Annotated in this window: 19 protein-coding genes; 13 read left to right on the top strand and 6 right to left on the bottom strand. The window is 71.4% G+C overall.

Annotation, left to right across the window (positions count from 1 at the left end; genetic code table 11):
* Positions 1–218 precede the first annotated feature (218 nt).
* Together ddaH and rocD are read left to right on the top strand one after the other, a co-directional pair.
* Positions 219–1,022 (top strand): dimethylargininase, encoded by an 804-nt coding sequence (ddaH, locus tag AB0K03_RS39465; RefSeq protein WP_364696740.1) that lies wholly within the window; start codon positions 219–221, stop codon positions 1,020–1,022.
* On the top strand, positions 1,019–2,227 hold the full coding sequence (gene rocD / locus AB0K03_RS39460) for an ornithine--oxo-acid transaminase (RefSeq protein WP_364696737.1): 1,209 nt from the start codon (positions 1,019–1,021) through the stop codon (positions 2,225–2,227). The genes ddaH and rocD overlap by 4 nt, the downstream gene beginning before the upstream one ends.
* Positions 2,228–2,367: 140 nt before the next feature.
* On the opposite strand, the gene AB0K03_RS39455 is transcribed toward rocD, so the two are convergent.
* Positions 2,368–3,513 (bottom strand): FHA domain-containing protein, encoded by a 1,146-nt coding sequence (locus AB0K03_RS39455; protein ID WP_364696734.1) that lies wholly within the window; start codon positions 3,511–3,513, stop codon positions 2,368–2,370.
* Between the two features lie 366 nt (positions 3,514–3,879).
* Positions 3,880–4,173 carry a 4a-hydroxytetrahydrobiopterin dehydratase gene (locus AB0K03_RS39450; RefSeq protein ID WP_364696731.1) on the bottom strand — a complete coding sequence of 98 codons (294 nt, stop codon included), beginning with the start codon at positions 4,171–4,173 and terminating at the stop codon, positions 3,880–3,882.
* Positions 4,174–4,287: 114 nt separating this feature from the next.
* Between AB0K03_RS39450 and AB0K03_RS39445 the strand changes: the two genes are divergently transcribed.
* From AB0K03_RS39445 to AB0K03_RS39435, 3 genes are all read left to right on the top strand, one after another.
* Complete coding sequence (locus tag AB0K03_RS39445; RefSeq protein ID WP_364696728.1) at positions 4,288–5,085, top strand: hypothetical protein; 798 nt, start codon at positions 4,288–4,290, stop codon at positions 5,083–5,085.
* A gap of 450 nt (positions 5,086–5,535) precedes the next feature.
* The gene (locus AB0K03_RS39440; RefSeq protein WP_364696725.1) at positions 5,536–6,345 is read left to right on the top strand and encodes a hypothetical protein; all 810 of its coding nucleotides are present in this window, start codon (positions 5,536–5,538) and stop codon (positions 6,343–6,345) included.
* Between the two features lie 283 nt (positions 6,346–6,628).
* A complete protein-coding gene (locus AB0K03_RS39435) occupies positions 6,629–7,441 on the top strand; it encodes a DNA-formamidopyrimidine glycosylase family protein (protein WP_364696722.1) in 813 nt (270 codons plus the stop codon).
* Between the two features lie 16 nt (positions 7,442–7,457).
* Here AB0K03_RS39435 and AB0K03_RS39430 read toward each other — a convergent pair whose 3' ends face one another.
* The 3 genes from AB0K03_RS39430 to AB0K03_RS39420 all read right to left on the bottom strand — a co-directional run bounded on the left by AB0K03_RS39430 (position 7,458) and on the right by AB0K03_RS39420 (position 11,697).
* A complete protein-coding gene (locus AB0K03_RS39430; RefSeq protein ID WP_364696719.1) occupies positions 7,458–8,975 on the bottom strand; it encodes a polysaccharide deacetylase family protein in 1,518 nt (505 codons plus the stop codon).
* 143 nt (positions 8,976–9,118) lie between these two features.
* Positions 9,119–10,498 (bottom strand): FAD-dependent oxidoreductase, encoded by a 1,380-nt coding sequence (locus AB0K03_RS39425; RefSeq protein ID WP_364696716.1) that lies wholly within the window; start codon positions 10,496–10,498, stop codon positions 9,119–9,121.
* On the bottom strand, positions 10,495–11,697 hold the full coding sequence (locus tag AB0K03_RS39420; protein ID WP_364696713.1) for a glutamate--cysteine ligase: 1,203 nt from the start codon (positions 11,695–11,697) through the stop codon (positions 10,495–10,497). Before AB0K03_RS39420 ends, AB0K03_RS39425 begins: the two co-directional genes overlap by 4 nt.
* 68 nt (positions 11,698–11,765) lie before the next feature.
* On the opposite strand from AB0K03_RS39420, the gene AB0K03_RS39415 reads away from it, so the two are divergent.
* From AB0K03_RS39415 to AB0K03_RS39395, 5 genes are all read left to right on the top strand, one after another.
* Entirely contained in the window at positions 11,766–12,041 is a 276-nt protein-coding gene (locus tag AB0K03_RS39415) for a DUF6412 domain-containing protein (RefSeq protein ID WP_364696710.1), read from the top strand.
* A 49-nt stretch (positions 12,042–12,090) separates the two neighbouring features.
* Positions 12,091–12,738: a membrane protein insertase YidC gene (gene yidC / locus AB0K03_RS39410; protein WP_364696707.1), complete on the top strand. Its 648-nt coding sequence runs from the start codon at positions 12,091–12,093 to the stop codon at positions 12,736–12,738.
* A 95-nt stretch (positions 12,739–12,833) separates the two neighbouring features.
* A complete protein-coding gene (locus AB0K03_RS39405) occupies positions 12,834–14,216 on the top strand; it encodes a carbohydrate-binding protein (protein ID WP_364696704.1) in 1,383 nt (460 codons plus the stop codon).
* 160 nt (positions 14,217–14,376) lie between these two features.
* Positions 14,377–15,633, top strand: coding sequence for a glycosyl hydrolase family 18 protein (locus AB0K03_RS39400; RefSeq protein WP_364696701.1), 1,257 nt, complete (start codon positions 14,377–14,379; stop codon positions 15,631–15,633).
* Between the two features lie 15 nt (positions 15,634–15,648).
* On the top strand, positions 15,649–16,836 hold the full coding sequence (locus tag AB0K03_RS39395) for a chitinase (protein WP_364696698.1): 1,188 nt from the start codon (positions 15,649–15,651) through the stop codon (positions 16,834–16,836).
* Positions 16,837–16,865: 29 nt separating this feature from the next.
* Here AB0K03_RS39395 and AB0K03_RS39390 read toward each other — a convergent pair whose 3' ends face one another.
* Positions 16,866–17,522, bottom strand: a complete 657-nt coding sequence (locus AB0K03_RS39390) for a DedA family protein (RefSeq protein WP_364696695.1) — start codon at positions 17,520–17,522, stop codon at positions 16,866–16,868.
* A 93-nt stretch (positions 17,523–17,615) separates the two neighbouring features.
* On the opposite strand from AB0K03_RS39390, the gene AB0K03_RS39385 reads away from it, so the two are divergent.
* The 3 genes from AB0K03_RS39385 to AB0K03_RS39375 are packed head-to-tail and all read left to right on the top strand — an operon-like array spanning position 17,616 to position 20,552.
* Positions 17,616–18,056 carry a hypothetical protein gene (locus AB0K03_RS39385; protein ID WP_364696692.1) on the top strand — a complete coding sequence of 147 codons (441 nt, stop codon included), beginning with the start codon at positions 17,616–17,618 and terminating at the stop codon, positions 18,054–18,056.
* Between the two features lie 5 nt (positions 18,057–18,061).
* The gene (locus AB0K03_RS39380; RefSeq protein ID WP_364696751.1) at positions 18,062–18,925 is read left to right on the top strand and encodes an MFS transporter permease; all 864 of its coding nucleotides are present in this window, start codon (positions 18,062–18,064) and stop codon (positions 18,923–18,925) included.
* The gene (locus AB0K03_RS39375; RefSeq protein ID WP_364696689.1) at positions 18,906–20,552 is read left to right on the top strand and encodes an alpha-amylase family protein; all 1,647 of its coding nucleotides are present in this window, start codon (positions 18,906–18,908) and stop codon (positions 20,550–20,552) included. The genes AB0K03_RS39380 and AB0K03_RS39375 overlap by 20 nt, the downstream gene beginning before the upstream one ends.
* Positions 20,553–20,572 lie beyond the last annotated feature (20 nt).

Below are 20,572 nucleotides of genomic sequence, written 5' to 3'. Positions count from 1 at the left end.
GCTGCCCCACGGCCCGGAGTCCCACTGCTCGCTCGTCCGGCCCTGCGCCGGGGTGCTCGTCGGGGACCACGTCTCGGGCAGGTCCGGCGACCACCCGCCCCCGTCCACCCACCCGAGCAACGAATCGTCGCGCCGGGCGCGGATCACGCAACGAATCGACGCCGCGCGCAATACTGATCCGGGGCGTACGCAGGCACTTCCCGCATAGCGTTGCCGTCATGACGACCGCCGCCCCGCGCCGCTACCTGATGTGCCGGCCGACCCACTTCGCCGTCACGTACCGGATCAATCCGTGGATGGACCCGACGGCGCCGTACGACAACGCCCTGGCCGTCAGCCAGTGGGAGACCCTGCGCCAGACGTTCCTCGACCTGGGCCACACCGTCGAGCTGATCGACCCGCTGCCCGGCCTGCCCGACATGGTCTTCGCCGCGAACGGCGCGACCGTGGTCGACGGCAAGGTGCTCGCCGTGCAGTTCCGGGACGCCGAGCGCGCCGACGAGGCGCCCGCGTACAAGGCGTGGTTCGAGAACGCCGGCTTCGAGGTGTACGACTCGAAGCACACGAACGAGGGCGAGGGCGACATCCTGCTCGCCGGCGAGGTGCTGCTCGCGGGTACGGGCTTCCGCACCGCCCACGCCGCGCACGCCCAGACGCAGGAGGTCTTCGGCCGCCCCGTGATCAGTCTGCAGCTGGTGGACCCCGCGTACTACCACCTCGACACCGCGCTGTGCGTGCTCGACGAGCGCAACATCGCGTACCTGCCGTCGGCGTTCTCGCCCGGCTCGCAGCAGGTGCTCCGCCGGCTGTTCCCGGACGCCGTCATCGCCACGCCGGCCGACGCGGAGGTCCTCGGCCTCAACGCGGTCAGCGATGGCCGTACCGTTGTCCTGCCGGTGCAGGCCACCCAGCTGACGGCGGCCCTGCAGGCCGCCGGTTACGAGACGGTCGGGGTCGACGTGAGCGAGCTCCGCAAGGCCGGCGGCGGCCCGAAGTGCTGCACCCTGGAGGTCCGTTCATGACTGACGTGGACATGCGTACGCCCGCCGCGCTCGCCGACGCCGAGCGGTGGACCGCGCACAACTACCACCCGCTGCCCGTGGTGATCTCCGATGCCGAGGGCGCCTGGGTGACCGACGTCGACGGCCGCCGCTACCTCGACTTCCTCGCCGGTTACTCGGCGCTGAACTTCGGCCACCGGCATCCCGGCCTGATCGCCGCCGCGCACGCCCAGCTCGACCGGCTCACGCTGACCAGCCGGGCGTTCGTGCACGACCAGTTCGCCGCGTTCTGCCACGGGCTGGCCGAGCTGTGCGGCAAGGATCTCGTGCTGCCGATGAACACGGGCGCCGAGGCCGTCGAGACCGGCATCAAGGTGGCCCGCAAGTGGGGTTACCGGGTCAAGGGCGTGCCGGACGGCCAGGCGGAGATCATCGTGGCGGCCGACAACTTCCACGGCCGGACCACCACGATCATCAGCTTCTCGACGGATCCGGACGCGCGCGACGACTTCGGGCCGTACACCCCGGGCTTCAAGATCGTTCCGTACGGGGACCTCGAAGCGCTCGCCGGCGCGATCACGGCGAACACCGTCGCGGTGCTCCTCGAGCCCATCCAGGGCGAGGCCGGCGTGCTGGTGCCGCCGGCGGGCTACTTCGCGGGCGTACGCGAGCTGTGCACCGACAACAACGTGCTGTTCCTCGCCGACGAGATCCAGTCCGGGCTCGGGCGTACGGGCAAGACGTTCGCGATCGAGCACGAGGGCGTCGTCCCCGACATGTACCTGCTCGGCAAGGCGCTGGGCGGCGGCATCGTGCCGGTGTCCGCGGTCGCCGCGAACCGGGACGTGCTCGGGGTACTCAAGCCCGGCGAGCACGGCTCCACGTTCGGCGGCAACCCGCTCGCCTGCGCGGTGGGCGCCGAGGTCGTCCGGCTGCTGGAGACGGGCGAGTTCCAGCAGCGCTCCGCGGAGCTCGGCGCGCGGCTGCACGAGGGCCTGAACGCGCTGGTCGGGCGCGGGGTCGTCGCCGTACGCGGGCGCGGTCTCTGGGCCGGCGTCGACATCGACCCGGCGCTGATGAGCGGCCGGCAGGCCGTGGAACGCCTGGCCGAGCGCGGCGTGCTCGCCAAGGACACGCACGGCTCGACGATCCGCCTCGCGCCGCCGCTGGTGGTCACGGCCGAGGAGATCGACCACGCGGTGGCCCAGCTGGCCGCGATCCTCTGAACCGCACCCGGCCGTCCTGCGGGGCGGCCGGGTTCCGCCGCGCCCTCGGTCTGCGTCCGGGGGCGCGGCCGTCTCGGCCGTCCTCCGCCTCCGCCAGGGCGGAGGGCGGCCTTATCGCTCGTCCTCCGCCTTCCGGGGGCCTATCGCTCGAACTTGCGGATGGCCATCGTCGGGGCCTCGGCCATCACCGAGTGCGGCTGGCTGACCCCGCCGGACGTCCACAGCTTGGCGCGGCCCACGTGCACGTTCGCGTACAGCTCGACCACGTCGTCCGGGGCCAGCGTGCGGATCTCGTCGCGGTTCAGCGTGACGCGCTGGTCGTCGTCGAGCGAGCCGTTCGGGCGGATGCCGGTGCCGTTGGTGCTCACGTCCTGCGCGCTCAGCTCCCCGCTGTGCAGGGCGAACCGGACGTGCCCGCGGCTGATCCACTTCCGGGCGTCGTCGGTCAGCCACTGCCCGAGCATGACGCCACCGCCACCCTCCGGCGCGCGGCCCACCACGACCGGCTTCTCCGTGGACACCACGAACCGCTGGCGGACGATGCCGTCGATGCGTACGGAAAGAACCTCGACGGCCGGGCGCGGACCCGCGTCGCGCAACCGGGTGCCGTGCCGCGGGCAGGTGGGCACGCCGGCCCGCAGCGCGGGCGGCGGCTGAGAGACCGGACTGGTCGTCTTCCGCATGTCGGCGAAGGGGCTGTCCGGGTCGCCACCCGAACCGTACGCGGTGCAGTTCTCCGGGCACCCCCACACGCGGGACAGCAGCTTCTGCCCGAGCGGCGAAGGCTCGGCCACGGCCGGCACCTCCCCGCGCCCGACGCGCGCGACCAGCACCGGACCGCCCGCGCCCGGTACGGCGGCGAGCAGACGCCCGGGGTCCTCCACCCACGGGCGGCGGTCCCGGAACCGCTCCGCCCGCGTGCGCGTGAGCACCGGCAGGCCCAGCAGCTCCGCCACCTCGAGCACCCGGTCGTCCAGCTGCGGCACCACCTCGACCACGCCGTCGTCGGCCCAGCGGCGGACGACCATGCGCTCGTTGGAGGTGAGGTCGGCGTCGGAGAGCAGGCCACGCGGCACCACGGCGTACACGGGGACGTTCTCCTCGGCCACGTGCCGGCCGAGCGCGTCGATGACCAGGCCCAGGCGCAGCATGCTGGCGGGGCGTCCGCCGTCGAGGTCGGCGTACCGGACGATCTCCGAGAGATCGACCACCGCGCGGGCGAGAGCGGGGTCGGTGGTGAGACGGGCCTCGATGGCGTCGAGGACCTTGCTGACCTCGAATCTCACGTGACCTCCCGGTTCGTGGGCGTGCGCTTGCCTTGCGCCATCATGCCGTCTGCCGGCGCGCGGCGGCGAATCAGGGCGGCGCAAGGTGTTGTGATCCACGCCGTTTCGCCGGGAGTGGGGGATTCGCGCTTCCACCGAAGCCCGGCTTCGGGGCGGCCGAAGCCAGGCTTCGGGGCGGCCGGGCATGCCGGGGGCGGGCCTCGCGGTGGAACGCCGCCTCTTCCGGTCGGGTCTTTGTCAGGAAGGCCGCGCTGCCGGGCGTTCTCCCTCGGGGGGCGTCGGCCTTCCTCGGGAGGCGTCGGCTTTCCTCGGGAGAGTCGGCGTTCCTCAGGAGGCGTCGGCTTTCCTCGGGAGAGTCGGCGTTCCTCAGGAGGCGTCGGCGACGATGCGGTCGATCCGGTTGGCCAGGGCGATGTCGCGGGTCGTCACGCCGCCCGCCGAGTGGGTGCTGCAACGGAAGGTCAGCGTGCGCCAGCGGATGTCGATGTCCGGGTGGTGGTCCATCTGCTCGGCGACCTCGGCCACCCGGTCCACGACGGCTATCGCCGCCGGAAAACTGCGCAATCCGACCGTACGCACGATGGCGTCCGTTCCGCCCTCCCAGCCGTCCAGCACGGCCACGGCGCTGCGTACCGATTCCGCGTCCAGCAGATCAGCCATGAGCCGAGCTTAGTGCCCGCCGGCGGCCCTCCCGCGGTAGGCCGGGGTCGGAAAATGTCGCACGTCTTCGCTACGGTGGGCCCCGACAGGAGCTGGAGACGGGGAGGACACCCAATGAAGAATCGACGGCTGGCGATCGCCGGCCTGGCGCTGATCGCCGGGCTCGGCCTGACCGGCTGCGGGCCGGGCGACAGCACGTCGACCGGCGCCACCGGCTCCGGGGCGGCGGCAACGCAGGCGGCCGAGAAGCTCGACCCGGCGGCCGACCTCGCCGCCGCGGTCAGCAAGCTCGGCGAGCAGAGCGTGAAGATCGACATGGACATGGCCGGCGCCCTCAGTATGACCGGCGTGGCGGACCCCAAGGCGGGCACCGCCAAGATGAGCATGGACATGGGCGCGCTCGGCAAGGGCACGAAGATCGAGATGCGCAAGCTCGGCGACGACCTCTACATGAAGTTCGGCGGCCAGATCGGCGACATGCTCAAGGGCGGCACCAGCAAGAAGCCCTGGATGCACATCGACGCCGCCAAGGTCGGTGAGGGCAGCTCGTTCAGCCTGCCGAAGGACGACCCGGCCGGCACCAAGGCCATGCTCCAGTCCGTGACCGGCGTGGAGCGCGTGGGCGCCAACGGCTTCAAGGGCACGCTCGACCTGACCAAGTCGCCCCGCTTCAACAAGGGCGACCAGCTCAAGTCCCTGGGCGACAAGGCCACCAAGATCCCCTTCACGGCCACCAAGGACAGCGAGGGCCGCCTGGTCGAGCTCACCCTGGACATGAGCTCCATCCAGCCGGGCACGGGCAAGATCAAGACGAAGTACTCGGACTTCGGCACCCCGGTCTCGGTCGAGGCCCCGCCGGCCTCCGACGTCGAGGAGATGCCGAGCCAGCTCTCGGGCCTCCTCAACGCCTGAGGGCCCGCCGGGAAACACGAGCACTCGCGCCTCGACGCGGACGCCCGCGTCCGGGAGGACGGCCATGTCGTCCCGGACCGGGTGACCGCACGGTCGGCCTCCCGGCCTGCCCGGCTTGCGCGACCGTGATGGTCGGTGAGCTGGACCGGGGTCGGCCTTGCCGGACCTTGTGGGCGTCGTCGGCCTTTGCGGCCGGTGAGCCGGGTGGTCGGCGAGCTGGACCGCGCGGGGTCGGCCTGGTCTCGTATTCGATCGATGAAAGAAAGGGGCAGGGCGGATCAACCGATCCGTCCTGCCCCTTCCTTTTTCTTCCGTTCGTCCAATGCCGACGGCGTGGCGTCGTTTCATTTTGCGGGGCATCGGGAAAACCGGGTGCACCGTTGCCAAGGGCGGCGACGGTTGGCAGGCAGGCCGTTGCCAGGGCGGCGACGGATGGCAGGGAGGATCGACATGCGTACCGCTCGTATCGGTGGGCTCGGGCTCGCTTCTGTGGCCGCTGTTGCTCTGGCCGTGGGCGGATGCTCCGCCGACGGTGACGCGGATCCCGGCGCCGGCGCTCCCGCGAGCGGTGTGCCGAGCGCGTCCGCCAGCGTCGGCGCGGCCGATCCCGCCGCCGCTTCCGCGCTGGCCGCGGCCGCCGCGAAGCTCGGGACCGAGAGCTTCAAGGTGACCGTGACGTCCGGGCCCGGGCTGAAGATGAACGGCCTCATGGACGCGACCAAGGGCATCGGTACGGCCACGCTGACCGCGACCGGGCCGAACACCGAGATCGAGGTCAAGACGCTGCTCGTCGACAAGGACCTGTACGTGCAGGTCCCCGGCATCACGAAGGCCGGCACGTGGACGCACGTGGACGTGTCCCGGCTGCCCGAGGGCGCGAACGTCGGCCTGCGGCCCGGCCAGATCGACCCGGCGAACACCTCCCAGCTGCTCAGCTCGACCACGGACGTACAGCAGGTCGACTCCCGCAGCTACAAGGGCACGTTGGATCTGACGAAGGCGGCCGGTGTGGCCGGCGTCGACCAGAAGATGGTCAGCACCTGGGGTGCCCAGGCGCAGAACGTGCCGTTCACCGCGGGCGTCGACGACCAGGGCCGGCTGTCCGCCCTGACGATCCAGCTCCCCGCCGTGAACGGCCAGCAGGCCCAGCCGCTGGAGGTGCTCTACACCGACTACGGCACGACGGTCGAGGCGCAGCGCCCGCCGGTCAACCAGATCACCGAGGCGCCGGACAGCCTGTACACCAGCCTCGGCGGCTGACCGAGAACGACACCAGGAAAAGGTCCCCGGCCGCGGAAGGTCGGGGACCTTTTGCATGCGGCCCGGCCGGGTAAGCCATGTCTCGGCCGGTGACGGAGAGCCCGGCTTGATCGGCCGGGGACTTTGCGTCGTCGCCCGCGAGGCCGGACTCTCGGCCGGGGTGGATCCCGCCAAGGGCCGGGGCGCGGAGCGCGGGGCCGCAGGCTGCCGAGCGCGGGTCGGTGATCAAGGACGCATCGATGGCGTGGGTGACCGGCCGGGGGATCGGCTACCGTTGCGGACCGTGCCAGAGGGACACACCATTCACCGCCTTGCCGCTCGCCATCGGGACCTCTTCGCCGGCCACAAGGTCGAGGTGGCAAGCCCGCAGGGCCGGTTCGCCGCCGGCGCGGCCCTGCTCACCGGGCGGACGCTGGTCGACACCGAGGCGTACGGCAAGCATCTGCTGCACCATTTCGACGGCGAGCTGAGCCTGCACATCCACCTCGGCCTCTACGGGAAGTTCGCGGACGGTGAGGTGCCCGCCCCCGCGGCTGTCGGGCAGTTGCGGATGGTGATGGTGGGTGCCGGGCACTGGCTGGAGCTGCGCGGGCCGACCGCGTGCGAGGTGCTCGATCCCGTCGAGGTGGCGGCGCTTCGGGCGCGGCTGGGCCAGGATCCGCTGCGGGATGATGCCGACCCGTTGGTGGCGTACGGTCGGATCCGCAGCAGCACGAAGCCGGTGTTCGCCCTCCTGCTGGACCAGACCGTGGTCGCCGGGTGTGGGTTGATCTACGCGAACGAGGTGCTGTTCCGTGCGGGCCTGGCCCCCACGACGCCGGGGCGGAGCATCTCCGCGACCTGCTGGGAGCAGATGTGGGACGACCTGCGCGCGCTGATGAAGGAAGGCGTGGCGCGCGGCCGGATCGACACCGTCCACACCGCACATACGCCGGAGGCGATGCAGCGCGCGCCGCGGGTGGACCGGCACGGCGGTGAGGTGTACGTGTACCGGCGGCCGGGGCAGCCGTGCCTGGTGTGCGGGACGGCGGTGCTGCGGGGACCGCTGGCGGGCCGCAACCTCTACTGGTGCCCGACCTGCCAGCCATCGGCCTGACGGAGCCGGGCGTCGGCTACTGGTCGGTGGGAGGCGGTGCCGACGCGACGGGTGCTGCCCTCGGCGGGGCCGGCTGCGAGGGCAGGCCCAGCGTGAACCGTTCCTGCAGCCACGGCAGCAGCTTCTCGTACGCGGCGATCGTGTCGGGCTGGTTGAAGTCGTGGGACAGCACGATCGAGCCCGGCCGGACGCTCTGCTGGACGCCCTTGATGACCTTCTCCACGTGCGTCTTGGCGTCCTCCTGCTCCGGGTGGTCCCAGTCGCGGGGGTCGACCTCCCAGTAGAGGGACGTCATGCCGTCCGTGTACGCGGTCTCGACCAGCCGGTCGGTGAAGTTGCCGCCCGGCGCCCGGAAGAACGGGATGTCGGCGTCCGGGACGGCCGCTCGGATGGCGGCGTTGGTGCGGGCGAGGTCCTTCTGGATGTCTTCCGGCTTGTCCTTGCCGATGGTGAGGCTGTGGTTCCACGTGTGGTTGCACAGGGTGTGGCCGGCCGCGGCGATCTGGCGGACGATGTCGGGGTGGCGGCGGACCTGGTCGCCGACCAGGCAGAACGTCGCCTTGATGCCGTACTGGTCGAGGAGTTCGAGGATCTTCGGGGTCTGGACCGGGTCGGGTCCGTCGTCGAAGGTGAGCGCGACCGTCGCGCTGCCGGTCGTACGCAGGGACTTGGCCGGGCCGGTGCCTTCCGGCACGAGGACCGCGGCGGCGCTCGGGGCCGCGCCGCTCGGCGCCGGCGCCGGCTCGTTCTTGCCGGCCGGCGGCTTGGGGTCGGTCGCGGGCTCGGAGGCGTCCGGGCTCTGCTGCTTCACCGGCGCGGCCGGGGTGTCGCCGGGCTTCTTCGCCGGGGACTTCGCGGCCGGGGCGTGCGTGGTGACGATCGCGTGGTCGGCCGCGTTGATCGGGTTGACGTCGGTGCCGCCGCCGCGCTGCATCGGGAGGACGATCAGCATGAGACCGACCGCGACCAGCGCCGCGAGCAGCGCCTGCTGGCGGTGGCGGCCGATGAGCAGCCAGGACTCGATCGGCAGGGTGCCGGGGGCGCGGTGCGCGCCGGTGGCGGGCGGCTTGCCGTTGTCGGCGCGGGCCCAGTCGCGCAGGGCGCCGGCCGCGTCGCGGACGGCGGGGAGCGGGCGCACGGTGATGGCGAGCGGGTCGGCCGCCTTGGCGTGCCGGCCTCGAACCGGCCGGCCCGATGAGGCGGACCGGGAGCGAGCGGCGGACCGGGACGCGGAGGCCGACCGGGACGCGGACCGGCTCCGGGAGGGCGAACCGGCGCGGGAGCGCGGGCTGAGGTCGAGGGTGGTGCGCCGGCCGCCGGCGATGCGCTGTGCCGCGGGCGGGCGCAGGACCGTGTTGTCGGCCAGGGACTCGGGGCGGCGGTGCCGGCCGAGGGCGGTCTCGCCCTCGAGGACGGTCACGTGCGGGAAGCCGCCGGTGCCGCCGGTGAGCGCGTCGTGGCGGGCGCGCTCGGACGCGGCTGCGTGGCGCGGGCCTCGTCCCTGCGCCGGACGATCGGGGGATTGCGGCGGCATCCGTCATGCCTACCGTGCCGCAAGATCAAAAACGATACCGCATTCGTGATCATCGAGTGGCCGAAAGTAATCATCGCAGGCAGCGCGAGTGCGGCGCCCCGGCAAAAAAGGACGCGTCACCGCGAAAGACGCAGGGAAACGGCTCAGCGCGAGGCGTGCACCCGCTCGGTCGCCTTGCGCGCCGCGATCAGCACCGGATCCCAGACCGGCGAGAACGGCGGCGCGTAGCTCAGGTCGAGCGCCGTCATCTCCTCGACCGTCATCCGGTTCCAGGCCGCGATCGCGAGCGCGTCGATGCGCTTGGCGGCCTCCGCGCGGCCGACGATCTGGCCGCCCAGGAGCATTCCCGTACGCCGCTCCGCGATCAGCTTGGCCGCCATCGAGCTGGCGCCCGGGTAGTAGCCGGCCCGGCTGGTCGACTCCACCGTGGCGGTCACGAAGTCGAAGCCCGCCGCCGACGCCTCCAGAGAGCTCAGGCCGGTGCGCGCCACCTCGAGGTCGCAGACCTTCGTCACGGCCGTACCGATGACACCGGGGAACGTCGCGTAGCCGCCGCCGATGTTGATGCCGGCGACCCGGCCCTGCTTGTTGGCGTGGGTACCCAGCGGCACGTGCACGGGCTGCCCGCTGATCCGGTGGACGCTCTGCACGCAGTCCCCGGCCGCCCAGAGCCCGTCGATGCGCCCGTCCGTCCCGACGACCCGCATCCGCAGGTCCGTACGCAGCCCGCCGGTCACCCCGAGCGGGATGCCGGACTCCTCGGCCATCGCGGTGTTGGGGCGTACGCCCAGACCGAGAACGACGATGTCGGCCGGGAACGTCCCGTCGGGGGTGACCACCGCGGAGACCCGGCCCCGCGTGGTCTCGAGCTCCTCTACGTGCGTTCCGGTGCGGACCTCGATGCCGAGCCCGCAGATCGCCTCGCGGATCCGTTCGCCCATGTCCGGGTCCACCTTGGACATCGGCTGCGGCGCCTTCTCCAGCAGCGTCACGTCGAGCCCGCGCCGGACCATCGCCTCGGCCATCTCCACGCCGATGTAGCCGCCGCCGATCACCACCGCGCGGCGGGGACGGGGCTCACGGTCGAGCCAGGCGTGAATGGCCGCACCGTCGTCGAGCGTCTGAACGCCGAAGATCCCCTCGGCGTCGACGCGGGCCCAGTCCGGTGTCACGGGGACGGCGCCGGCCGCGTACACCAGCTCGTCGAAACCCTCGCGGCGTTCGCCGCCGCCCGCCAGATCCCGCGCGACCACCTCGCGCCGGTCCAGGTCGATCGCCACGACCTCGTGCCGCAACCGTACGGCGATGCCGGCTCGAGCAAACGCAGCGGGGTCGCGAGCGATCAACGAGTCCCGATCGGTGACCGCGCCGCCGATCCAGTACGGGATCCCGCAGGCCGAGTACGACGTGAAGTGCCCCCGCTCGAACGCGACGATCTCCAGCTCGCCCGGGCCCTTGAGCTTGCGCGCCTGCGACGCCGCCGACATCCCGGCCGCGTCCGCCCCGACGACGACAAGCTTCATGCGGCTCCCTGGTCGAGCGACGCCCCCGGCCCCAGCGGCGCGCCCTTGGTGGTGATGGCGAGCCAGTCCACCACGTCCGAAACCGTCGCCTGCTGCGAGAGGAGGGCACGCTGCCGGGCCGCGCCGGTGCCGTGCGAGCGCAGCCGGCCCATCAGCACGGTGGCCATCTCCAGGTCGCCGTGGCGTTCGAGCTCGGGGCGTACGTAGTCGAAGAGCTGGCGCATGAGCTTCCACGCGGGGCGCGGCTCGCGGGTCGCCATGTCGATGTTGAGGCCCTCGAGGCCGTCGTGCGCGGCCCGCCAGTGCGCGGCGGTCAGCAGGGGGTACGGCAGCTGCGGCGCGGTCTTGCCCTCGCGGATGTCGCCGAGGATGGTGGCCACCAGGCCGCGGGCGAGCGCCGCCAGCAGCAGGGTGTCGTCGAGGGACGGGCACACGTCGCCCATGCGGATCTCGACAGTGGGGTAGTTCGCCGACAGGCGGGCGTACCAGTAGAGCATTCCCTCGTCGAGCGCCGCGCCGCTCGCCTGCAGGTCCGCGATGATCTGCAGATAGTGCTCGTGGGACTCGAGGTGCGGCGTGGGCTGGACCGTGGGCCAGCGTTCCCACAGCATCGAGCGCCAGCTGGCGTAGCCGGTGTCGCGGCCGGCGAACAGCGGCGAGTTCGCGGCGGCGGCCTGGAAGATGGGCAGCCAGGGCCGTAGGTGGTTGAGGACCTGCACGCCGGTCTCCGGGTCGGGGATGCTGACGTGCACGTGCATGCCGTTGAGGCCGGAACCGGGGGAGAGGTCGCCGAAGCGCTCCCGCATCCGGTGGTAGCGAGGCTTGTCGACCACCCGGCTGTGCGGCCCGGCGGCGGGTGCGGCGCCGACCGCGACGAGGCGTGCGCCGGCCGCCTCCGCCGCGGTGGCGAGCCCGGCTCGCAGCCGTCGCAGGGCGTCGTAGAGCTCGGAGAGCTCCAGCTGGGGCGGGCTCGCGCTCTCGATCTGACTGCGCATGTATTCGTGCTGGATGGAGTCGCGCAGCTCCTCGGGCAGCTGGTCGAAGACGTCTTCGACCGCCTCGACCGCCCGGGGCTCGACCGCGTCGACGAGCAGGTACTCCTCCTCGACGCCGAGGGTCAGCAGACCCTGCGCCTCCGCCTCCTCGGCGACCTCCTCAGAGATCGTGGTCGCCTGTGCCGCAGTGTCCGACGTCGCCATGCGCCGCAAGGTACCCCCCGCGCTCTGCCCGAAAACGAATGTTGCTCCACAGGCGTAGCGTGATTTCCGTGCTGCTGCTGGGGTTCTGGGCCGCTGTCGCCCTGCCGGGCGCCGGCACCCAGTCGTCGCACCTGTGGCTGGGGCTGGCGGCGGTCGCGGCCGGCCTGCTCGTCGCGCTGGCAGCCGCCGGGGTGCCTGCGCTCGCACCCTCGCCGGCGATCGGCGCTGTCGCCACGGCGAGCCGCTCCGGCGCCCACCCGCTGCCCCGCTTCCTGGATCCTGACGCACCCGGGCGCCCCCGCCCTCGCGCGCCTTCGGCGTACCCCGCGGCCGCGCTCGCGTAGCGCACGGCCGCCTCCGCGTCCTGTCTCTCCAGACCGCAGGGGTACTCCCATGTCCATTTTTGTCGATGTCGCGCGTTCCTGCCTCGAAGGGCTCGCCGCCCTTCTCGTCCCCTCGGCCGGTGTCTTCGCCGCCGCCCTCGCCATCGTGCTGTTCACCATGGCCGTCCGCCTGCTCATCAGCCCGCTCAGCCGGCTGCAGGCGCGTTCCGCCCGGCGCAGCGCCGCGCTGGCCCCCGAGTTGGCCGCGTTGCGCGAGAAGCACCGCGGTGATCCGGCGACGCTGGCCACCGAGACGCTCGCCCTGCAGCGGGCACGCGGGGTGAGCCCGTACGCCGCCGTGCTGCCCGCGCTCGCGCAGGCGCCGTTCTTCATGCTCATGTACCACGTCGTCCAGCCCGGGGCGGGTGCGCCGACCGGTGTTCTGGCCGGCCGGCTGTTCGGGGTGCCGCTGACCGAGCACCTGCTGAGCGGCCTGCCCGTCTTCGCGGTCCTGCTGACCCTCGCCGGGCTCCTGGCGTGGTGGTCGTCCCGGCGCGTACGGCAGTCGATGGCGCCGGACGCTCCGCTGCGGCGGGTGCTGGCGGGGGTGCCGTACCTGTCCGTCGCCGCGGTGGCGTGGTTGCCGCTCGCCGGTGCGCTCTACCTGGTGACCTCGTCGGCCTGGACGGCGGCGGAGCAGCTCATCCTCCGTCGATAGATCGAAAGTTCTTAATGTTGACAACTTCATGAAACGAGCCGGACACTTTTTTGAGAGCGCTCTCTCGTCCCCACGACAGCCCTGGGAGCCGTCGTATGAGAATCCGTCGCCGTTTCCTCGCCGCCGCGGCCGCTGCCGCCGCCCTCACCGCCCCCGCCGCCGTCGCCGTCTCCGCCCAGGCCGCCCTGCCCCCGCCCCCGTCGGGCTGGACCCAGGTCTGGGCGGACGACTTCACCGGCCCGGCCAACACCCTCCCCAGCTCCGGCAACTGGATCATCGACACCGGCACCAGTTACCCGGGCGGCCCCGCGCAGTGGGGCACCGGGGAGATCCAGACGTACACGAACAGCACCACGAACCTGGCGCAGGACGGCTCCGGCAACCTGCGCATCACGCCGGTGCGCAACGGGTCGGGCCAGTGGTCCTCGGCGCGCATCGAGACCCAGCGGTCCGACTTCAAGGCGCCCGCGGGCGGGGTGCTGCGCATCGAGGGCCGCATCCAGATGCCCAACGTGACCGGTGCCGAGGCCGCCGGCTACTGGCCCGCGTTCTGGGCGCTCGGCGCGCCGTACCGCGGCAACTACCAGAACTGGCCGGGCGTCGGCGAGTTCGACGTCATGGAGAACGTCAACGGGATCAACTCCGTCTGGGGCGTGTTGCACTGCGGCGTGAACCCCGGCGGCCCCTGCAACGAGACCCTCGGCATCGGCGCCAACCGGGCCTGCCCCGGGTCCAGCTGCCAGTCGGCCTTCCACACGTACGCGTTCGAATGGGACCGCAGCGTGAGCCCCAACCAGCTGCGCTGGTACGTCGACGGGCAGCAGTTCCACTCGGTCAGCCAGAGCCAGATCGGTGAGCCGCACTGGACCAACATGACCGGGCACGCCGGCTACTTCCTGCTGCTGAACGTGGCGATGGGCGGAGCCTTCCCGAACGGCGTCGCCGGCTCCGGGACTCCGACGGGATCGACCGTCTCGGGCCGCTCGATGCTGGTGGACTACGTCGCCGTCTACAGCCGGGGCGGTGGCGGCACCACGCCGCCGCCGACCGACCCGCCGCCGTCGGGCGGGACGCGGGACGCGTACGGCACCATCCAGGCCGAGTCGTACGACGCCGCGTCCGCGGTGGCGAAGGAGGCGTGCTCGGAGGGTGGCGAGGACGTCGGCTGGATCGGCAACGGCGACTGGCTGCAGTACAACAACGTCGACTTCGGTACGGGCGGAGTCCGCGACTTCGTGGCCCGGGTGGCCTCGGGTGCGGGCGCCGGAGTCAGCGGCCTGATCGAGGTGCGCATCGACAGCCGGAGCAACGCGCCGATCGGCTCGTTCGCGCTGGGCAACACCGGCGGCTGGCAGTCGTGGCGGTCGGTGCCGGGCAATGTGTCCAACGTGTCCGGACGGCACACCGTCTTCCTGACCTTCTCGAGCGGTCAGCCCGCGGACTTCGTCAACGTGAACTGGCTGCAGTTCCGCAGGTAGCAGCTTTCTTCAATACGTACACGGAAGGGCCGGCCGCGCGAGGTGCGCGGCCGGCCCGCTCGGTTAATGGAAAGTTAAGTTCACGGATGCCTTTACATCCTCTGTTAACAGTCCTAATAATTGGCGCACCCCCACCGGTTCCCGTGGAAGGCCCACCCCCATGCGCCGATCCCTAGTCCTGGCCGCGGCAGCCGTCACCACCGCCGCGGCCGCCACGGTGTACGTCGCCTCGACCGCCAGTGCGGCCGCCGCCTGCGCTCCCGCGTGGAGCTCGACGGCGGTCTACACCAACGGCATGTCCGCCGCCCAGTCCGGCCACAACTACACCGCCAAGTGGTGGACCCAGAACGAAAGCCCCGCGACGCACAGCGGGCAGTGGGACGTCTGGGCCGACAACGGCACGTGCGGCGGCGGCACCACGCCGACCACCCCGCCCACCACGCCCCCGACCACCCCTCCCACGACCCCGCCCACGACGCCGCCGACCACGCCGCCCACGACTCCGCCGGTCTCGGGCTCGCTGCCGAAGCACTTCGTCACCGGCTACTGGCAGAACTTCGACAACCCGGCCAACGAGATCAAGCTCGCCGCGGTACCGAACACGTACGACCTGATCGCGGTGGCCTTCGCGGACGCGACGAGCACGCCGGGCGCGGTCTCGTTCGGCATCGACCCCGGACTGTCGTCCAGCGTCGGCGGCTACACGAACGACCAGTTCAAGGCCGACGTCGCCACGCTGCACTCGCGCGGCAAGAAGGTGATCATCTCCGTCGGCGGCGAGAAGGGCTCGGTGTCGGTCAACGACTCGGGCGCCGCGACGAACTTCGCCAACTCCGTCTACTCGCTGATGCAGACGTACGGCTTCGACGGCGTCGACATCGACCTCGAGAACGGGCTCAACCCCACCTACATGGCCCAGGCCCTGCGCAGCCTGCGGGCCAAGGCCGGCTCGAGCCTCATCATCACGATGGCGCCGCAGACCATCGACATGCAGAACCCGGCCGGCTCGTACTTCAAGCTCGCGCTGGACATCAAGGACATCCTCACGGTCGTCCACACCCAGTTCTACAACTCCGGCGCGATGCTCGGCTGCGACAACAACGCCGCGTACGGCCAGGGCTCGGTGAACTTCATCGTCGCCCTGACCTGCATCCAGCTGGAGGCCGGCCTGCGCCCCGACCAGGTGGCGATCGGACTGCCGGCCACCACCAGCGCGGCCGGTGGCGGCTACGTCTCCCCGTCCGTGGTCAACCAGGCGCTGGACTGCCTGGCCCGCGGCACCAACTGCGGCTCCTTCAAGCCGCCGCACACCTACCCCGGCCTCCGTGGCGCGATGACCTGGTCGATCAACTGGGACGTCACCGCCGGCAACGGATGGGCCAACGCCGTATCCCCCCACGTCCACGCCCTGCCCTGAGCGGAGAACCCCCGAATGAAGCTCAAGATGCGCTACCTGGCCGCCCTGGCGGTGGCCCTCACCGGAACCGCGGCCGCCGTCATCCCCATGACCGCCTCCAACGCGGCCGTCGCCTGCGCCGGCGCCTGGAGCTCGTTCGCGGTCTACACCAAGGACATGACCGCTTCCCAGAACGGCCACAACTACACGGCCAAGTGGTGGACGCAGAACGAGAGCCCGGCCACGCACAGCGGGCAGTGGGACGTCTGGGCGGACAACGGCGTGTGCGGTGGGACCACCGACCCGACCACCCCGCCGCCCACCGGCCCGACAACGCCGCCGTCGACCGGCACCAAGATGGCGTCGTCGCCGTACATCTACCCGGGCTGGGGCAACCCGCCGGCGCCCTCGACCGTCATGAACGCCACCGGCATCAAGGCGTTCACCATGGCGTTCGTGCTCGCCAACGGCTGCAACCCGGTCTGGGACGGCGAGGGTGGCCTGACCGGCGGCGTGCACGCCAGCACCATCAACGCCATCAAGGCGGCGGGCGGCAGCGTGGTCCCGTCGATCGGTGGCTGGAGCGGTAACAAGCTCGGCCCGAACTGCTCGACGCCGGAGGCGCTCGCGGGCGCGTACCAGAAGGTCATCGACGCCTTCCAGCTCGGCGCGATCGACATCGACATCGAGAACTCCGACGAGTTCGAGAACACGGTCGTGCAGGACCGCATCCTCAACGCGCTGAAGATCGTCAAGCAGAAGAACCCGAACGTGAAGACGATCCTGACCTTCGGCACCTCGACGACCGGCCCGAACTACTTCGGCACCCGGCTCGTCCAGCAGGCCAAGGCGCTCAACGCCAACATCGACATCTTCACCCAGATGCCGTTCGACTTCGGCGGCGGCGCGGACATGTACGCCAGCACCGTCGGCGCCTCCGAGGGCCTGAAGAACCTGCTCAAGTCGACGTTCGGGTACACCGACGCGCAGGCGTACTCGCACATGGGCATCTCGGGCATGAACGGCCTGTCCGACCAGCAGGAGCTCACCAGCCCCGACACGTGGACCCGGATCCGGGACTACGCGAAGAGCAAGGGCTTCGCCCGGTTCACCTTCTGGGCGGTCAACCGTGACCGCGGCTGCGCCGGCGGCGGCGTGGTCTCCAACTGCTCGGGCATCGCGCAGGCGGACTGGGAGTTCACCCGGATCAGCGCCGGGTTCTGACCGGAGTACCAGCGACGCGCGGCCGTGGATCACCGATCCGCGGTCGCGCGCCGGCGTTTGCGGACCTTCTTGACCACCCACTGCGCGGTGACCAGCGCGATCAGCCCCCAGACCGCGTAGTTGATCCAGTTGCTGTACTGCTCGACGTTCTGCCAGCGGGAACCGAGGGCGTACCCGGCGCCGACGAAGATGCAGTTCCAGACGCCGCTGCCGATCGTGGTGAACAGCGTGAACTGGCCGAGCGGCATGTGGTTGGCGCCGGCCGGGATGGAGATGAGGCTCCGGACGACCGGCGCCATCCGGCCGAACAGCACGGCCGACCTCTCGTGCTTCTCGAACCACCGGTCGGCCTTGTCCAGGTCGTCGGAGTCCACCAGCGGGATGCGGTCGAGCCAGTGGCGCAGCCGGTCCTCGCCCAGCGCGTGGCCCAGCCAGTAGAGCGCCAGCGCGCCCACCACCGAGCCGGCCGTCGCCGCGATCGTGACGAGGACCAGGTTCACCTTGCCCTCGCTGGCGAGGAAGCCCGCCATCGACAGGACGATCTCGCTCGGGATGGGTGGGATGAGGTTCTCCAGGGCGACGAGCAGGCCGACGCCCACCGCACCGAGGGACTCGATCACGGACGCGACCCAGCCGGTCAGCCCGGTGAGCCTGTTGAGGTCGGTCTCCGCCGCCAGGGAATGCATGCCTCAAGTGTTACCCGGCCCGGTGGGTGCGAACCTGGCCGCCCGGAGAGGCGGGGCCCGCGGGTGGCGGGAACCGGGTAGGGTCCGGGCGCGATGGACACGTTGAGCGCCCGGGGGCGCGCGGTACGCGTCGCGGTCACCGCGGTCGCGGCCGTCCTGCTGCTCGCCGGCACCTTCTGGGGCCAGGACGACGACTTCCCGTTCGGGCCCTTCCGGATGTACTCGACCGCTCCCGACCCGGATGCGGACGCGCCGGACACCCGCGTCGAGGGCGTCGACACCACCGGCCGCACGATCGTGCTGACCGAGGCCAACAGCGGCTTGCGCCGGGCCGAGATCGAGGGCCAGCAGCAGGCGTACGTCGACGACCCGGGCCGGCTGCGGCAGATCGCGGTCGCGTACGCGGAGAAGAGCCCCGGCGCCGCCCGGCTGACCACCGTCCGGATCGTGATCCGCTGGGAGGGCATCGAGGACTCGCGCCCCACCGGCGAGAGCCGGGACGAGGTCGTCGCCACCTGGACGGGCGCGCCGTGAGCCGGGTGGTGTCGTGGCTGACCGAGCCCGTGCCGAGGGGCCGGGTCGCCGCGTTCCGCACCCTGATCTACCTCTTCGTCGCCGCCGACCTGGTGATCTTCACGCCCTGGGTACGCCACCACGCGAGCACCCCCGGCGACCTCTACGAGCCGCTGCTCGTCGGCCGGCTCCTGCACCTGCCGACCCCCACGCCGCTGCTGGTGCACGGCATCTTCTGGGTGCTGCTGGCGGTCTCGCTGGCGGCCGCCACCGGGCGGGCGCCGCGGCTGCTCGGGTGGACCGTCTTCGCGCTGTACTTCGAGTGGATGGTCATCGCGATGAGCTACGGCAAGGTCGACCACGACCGGGTCGGCCTGCTCGTCGCCCTGGCCGCGCTGCCGACCGTGGGCCGGGCCCGGCACGGCGACCCCACCCGGACCGAGGCCGGCGGCTGGGCGCTGCGGGTCACCCAGATCGCGGTCGTGTGCACGTACTTCCTGGCCGCGCTGGCCAAGCTGCGCTTCGGCGGGATCGACTGGGTGACCAGCTCGGTGCTGGCGCGGGCGATCATCCGGCGCGGCACGGAGCTCGCCGACCTCATCGCCGGGGTGCCGTACCTGTTGATCCTCGCGCAGGTCGGGATCATGCTCTTCGAGCTGGCGAGCCCGGCGATCTTCCTGCTCCACGGCCGGTGGCGCAACCGCGCGGTCGCGTTCTTCTACTCGTTCCACGCGGTCACCTTTGCGACCATCACGATCTCCTTCGCGCCGCACCTCGCCGCGCTGGCGAGCTTCCTGGCTCTCGAGAAGGTTCGTCCCGTGGAGTGGGCCAGGGGTTTCCTGCGGCGGCGCTCGGGTCATGTAGAGCCGCATGAGCGACCGGTGGTATGAGAAGGCCGTCATCTATTGCCTGGACATCGACACGTTCGTCGACTCGGACGGCGACGGCGTCGGCGACATCCGCGGCCTGATCGGGCGGCTGGACTATCTCGCCCGGCTGGGCGTGACGTGCCTGTGGCTCAACCCGATCCACCCGACCCCCAACCGCGACGACGGCTACGACGTCGAGGACTTCTACAACGTGGACCCGCGCTTCGGGAACCTCGGCGACTTCGCGGAGCTGCTGCACCAGGCGGAGAACCGGGGCATCAAGGTCATCATCGACCTGGTCGTCAACCACACCTCCGACCAGCACCCGTGGTTCCAGTCGGCGCGGTCGTCGCCGGACTCGCCGTACCGGGACTGGTACGTCTGGTCCGACACCCAGCCGCCGGACCGCCACCAGGGGATGGTCTTCCCCGGTGAGCAGAACGAGACGTGGACGTACGACCGGACCGCCAAGCAGTGGTACTACCACCGCTTCTACAAGTTCCAGCCGGACCTCAACATCAAGAACCCGCAGGTCCGCGAGGAGATCAAGAAGATCTGTGCCTTCTGGCTGCAGCTGGGCGTCGCCGGCTTCCGGATGGACGCGGTGCCGTTCATCATCGAGGAGACCGAGCCGGGCAACCCGCAGTCGCCCAAGGACCTGGCCTTCCTCACCGACCTGCGCCAGCACATCCAGTGGCGCAAGGGCGACGCGGTGCTGCTCGCCGAGGCGAACGTCGAACCGGACCAGCTCAAGGAGTTCTTCGGTGACGGCGGCGGCTCCTCGAACCGCATCCACATGCTGTTCGACTTCATGCTCAACGGCCGGCTGATGCTGGCGCTGGCCCGGCACGACCCGGAGCAGATCATCGACGCGCTGCGCGACACGCCGGCCCTGCCCGACGGCGGGCAGTGGGCAACGTTCCTGCGCAACCACGACGAGGTGGACCTCTCCCGGCTCACCGCCGAGCAGCGCAACGATGTCTTCGCCCAGTTCGGCCCCGACGAGGACATGCAGCTGTACGGTCGCGGCATCCGGCGCAGGCTCGCCCCGATGCTGGGCGGCGACCGGCGGCGCATCGAGCTCGCGTACGCCCTGCAGTTCAGCCTCCGGGGCACTCCCGTGCTGCGCTACGGCGAGGAGATCGGGATGGGCGACGACCTCACGCAGAAGGGCCGCGACGCCATCCGTACGCCCATGCAGTGGTCCTCGCTGCCCAACGGCGGCTTCTCGGCGGCCGCGCCCGAGGACCTGGTCCGGCCCGTCGTCTCGGACCCGAAGTACGGCTACGAGACGGTCAACGTGACGCTGCAGCGGCACGACCCCTCGTCGCTGCTGTCGTGGTTCGAACGGATGATCCGCACGCTGCGCGAGGCCCCGGAGGTCGGCAGCGGCACCTGCAAGCACGTCGATGTCCCGGTGCCGCCGGGCGTGCTCGTGCACCGCGCCGACGACACCACCGGGACGATGGTCTTCATCCACAACCTCGGCCCGGACGACGGCGTCGTGGACCTGAGCTCGCTGGAGCCGGAGGCGCAGTTCCCCAACGACATCCTCGCCGACCGGGAGTACCCGGACCCGGGCAAGCTGGACGCCCTGCCGATCGCCGGGTACGGATACCGCTGGATCCGCCTCTGCCGCAAGCCGTGAATCACGTTGTGACCGGCCGG

It is taken from the genome of Actinoplanes sp. NPDC049316 (genome assembly GCF_040677315.1).
Lineage (GTDB): Bacteria > Actinomycetota > Actinomycetes > Mycobacteriales > Micromonosporaceae > Actinoplanes.
The sequence above is the reverse complement of the archived record's forward strand: the minus strand, read 5'-3'. Positions and strand labels throughout refer to the sequence as shown.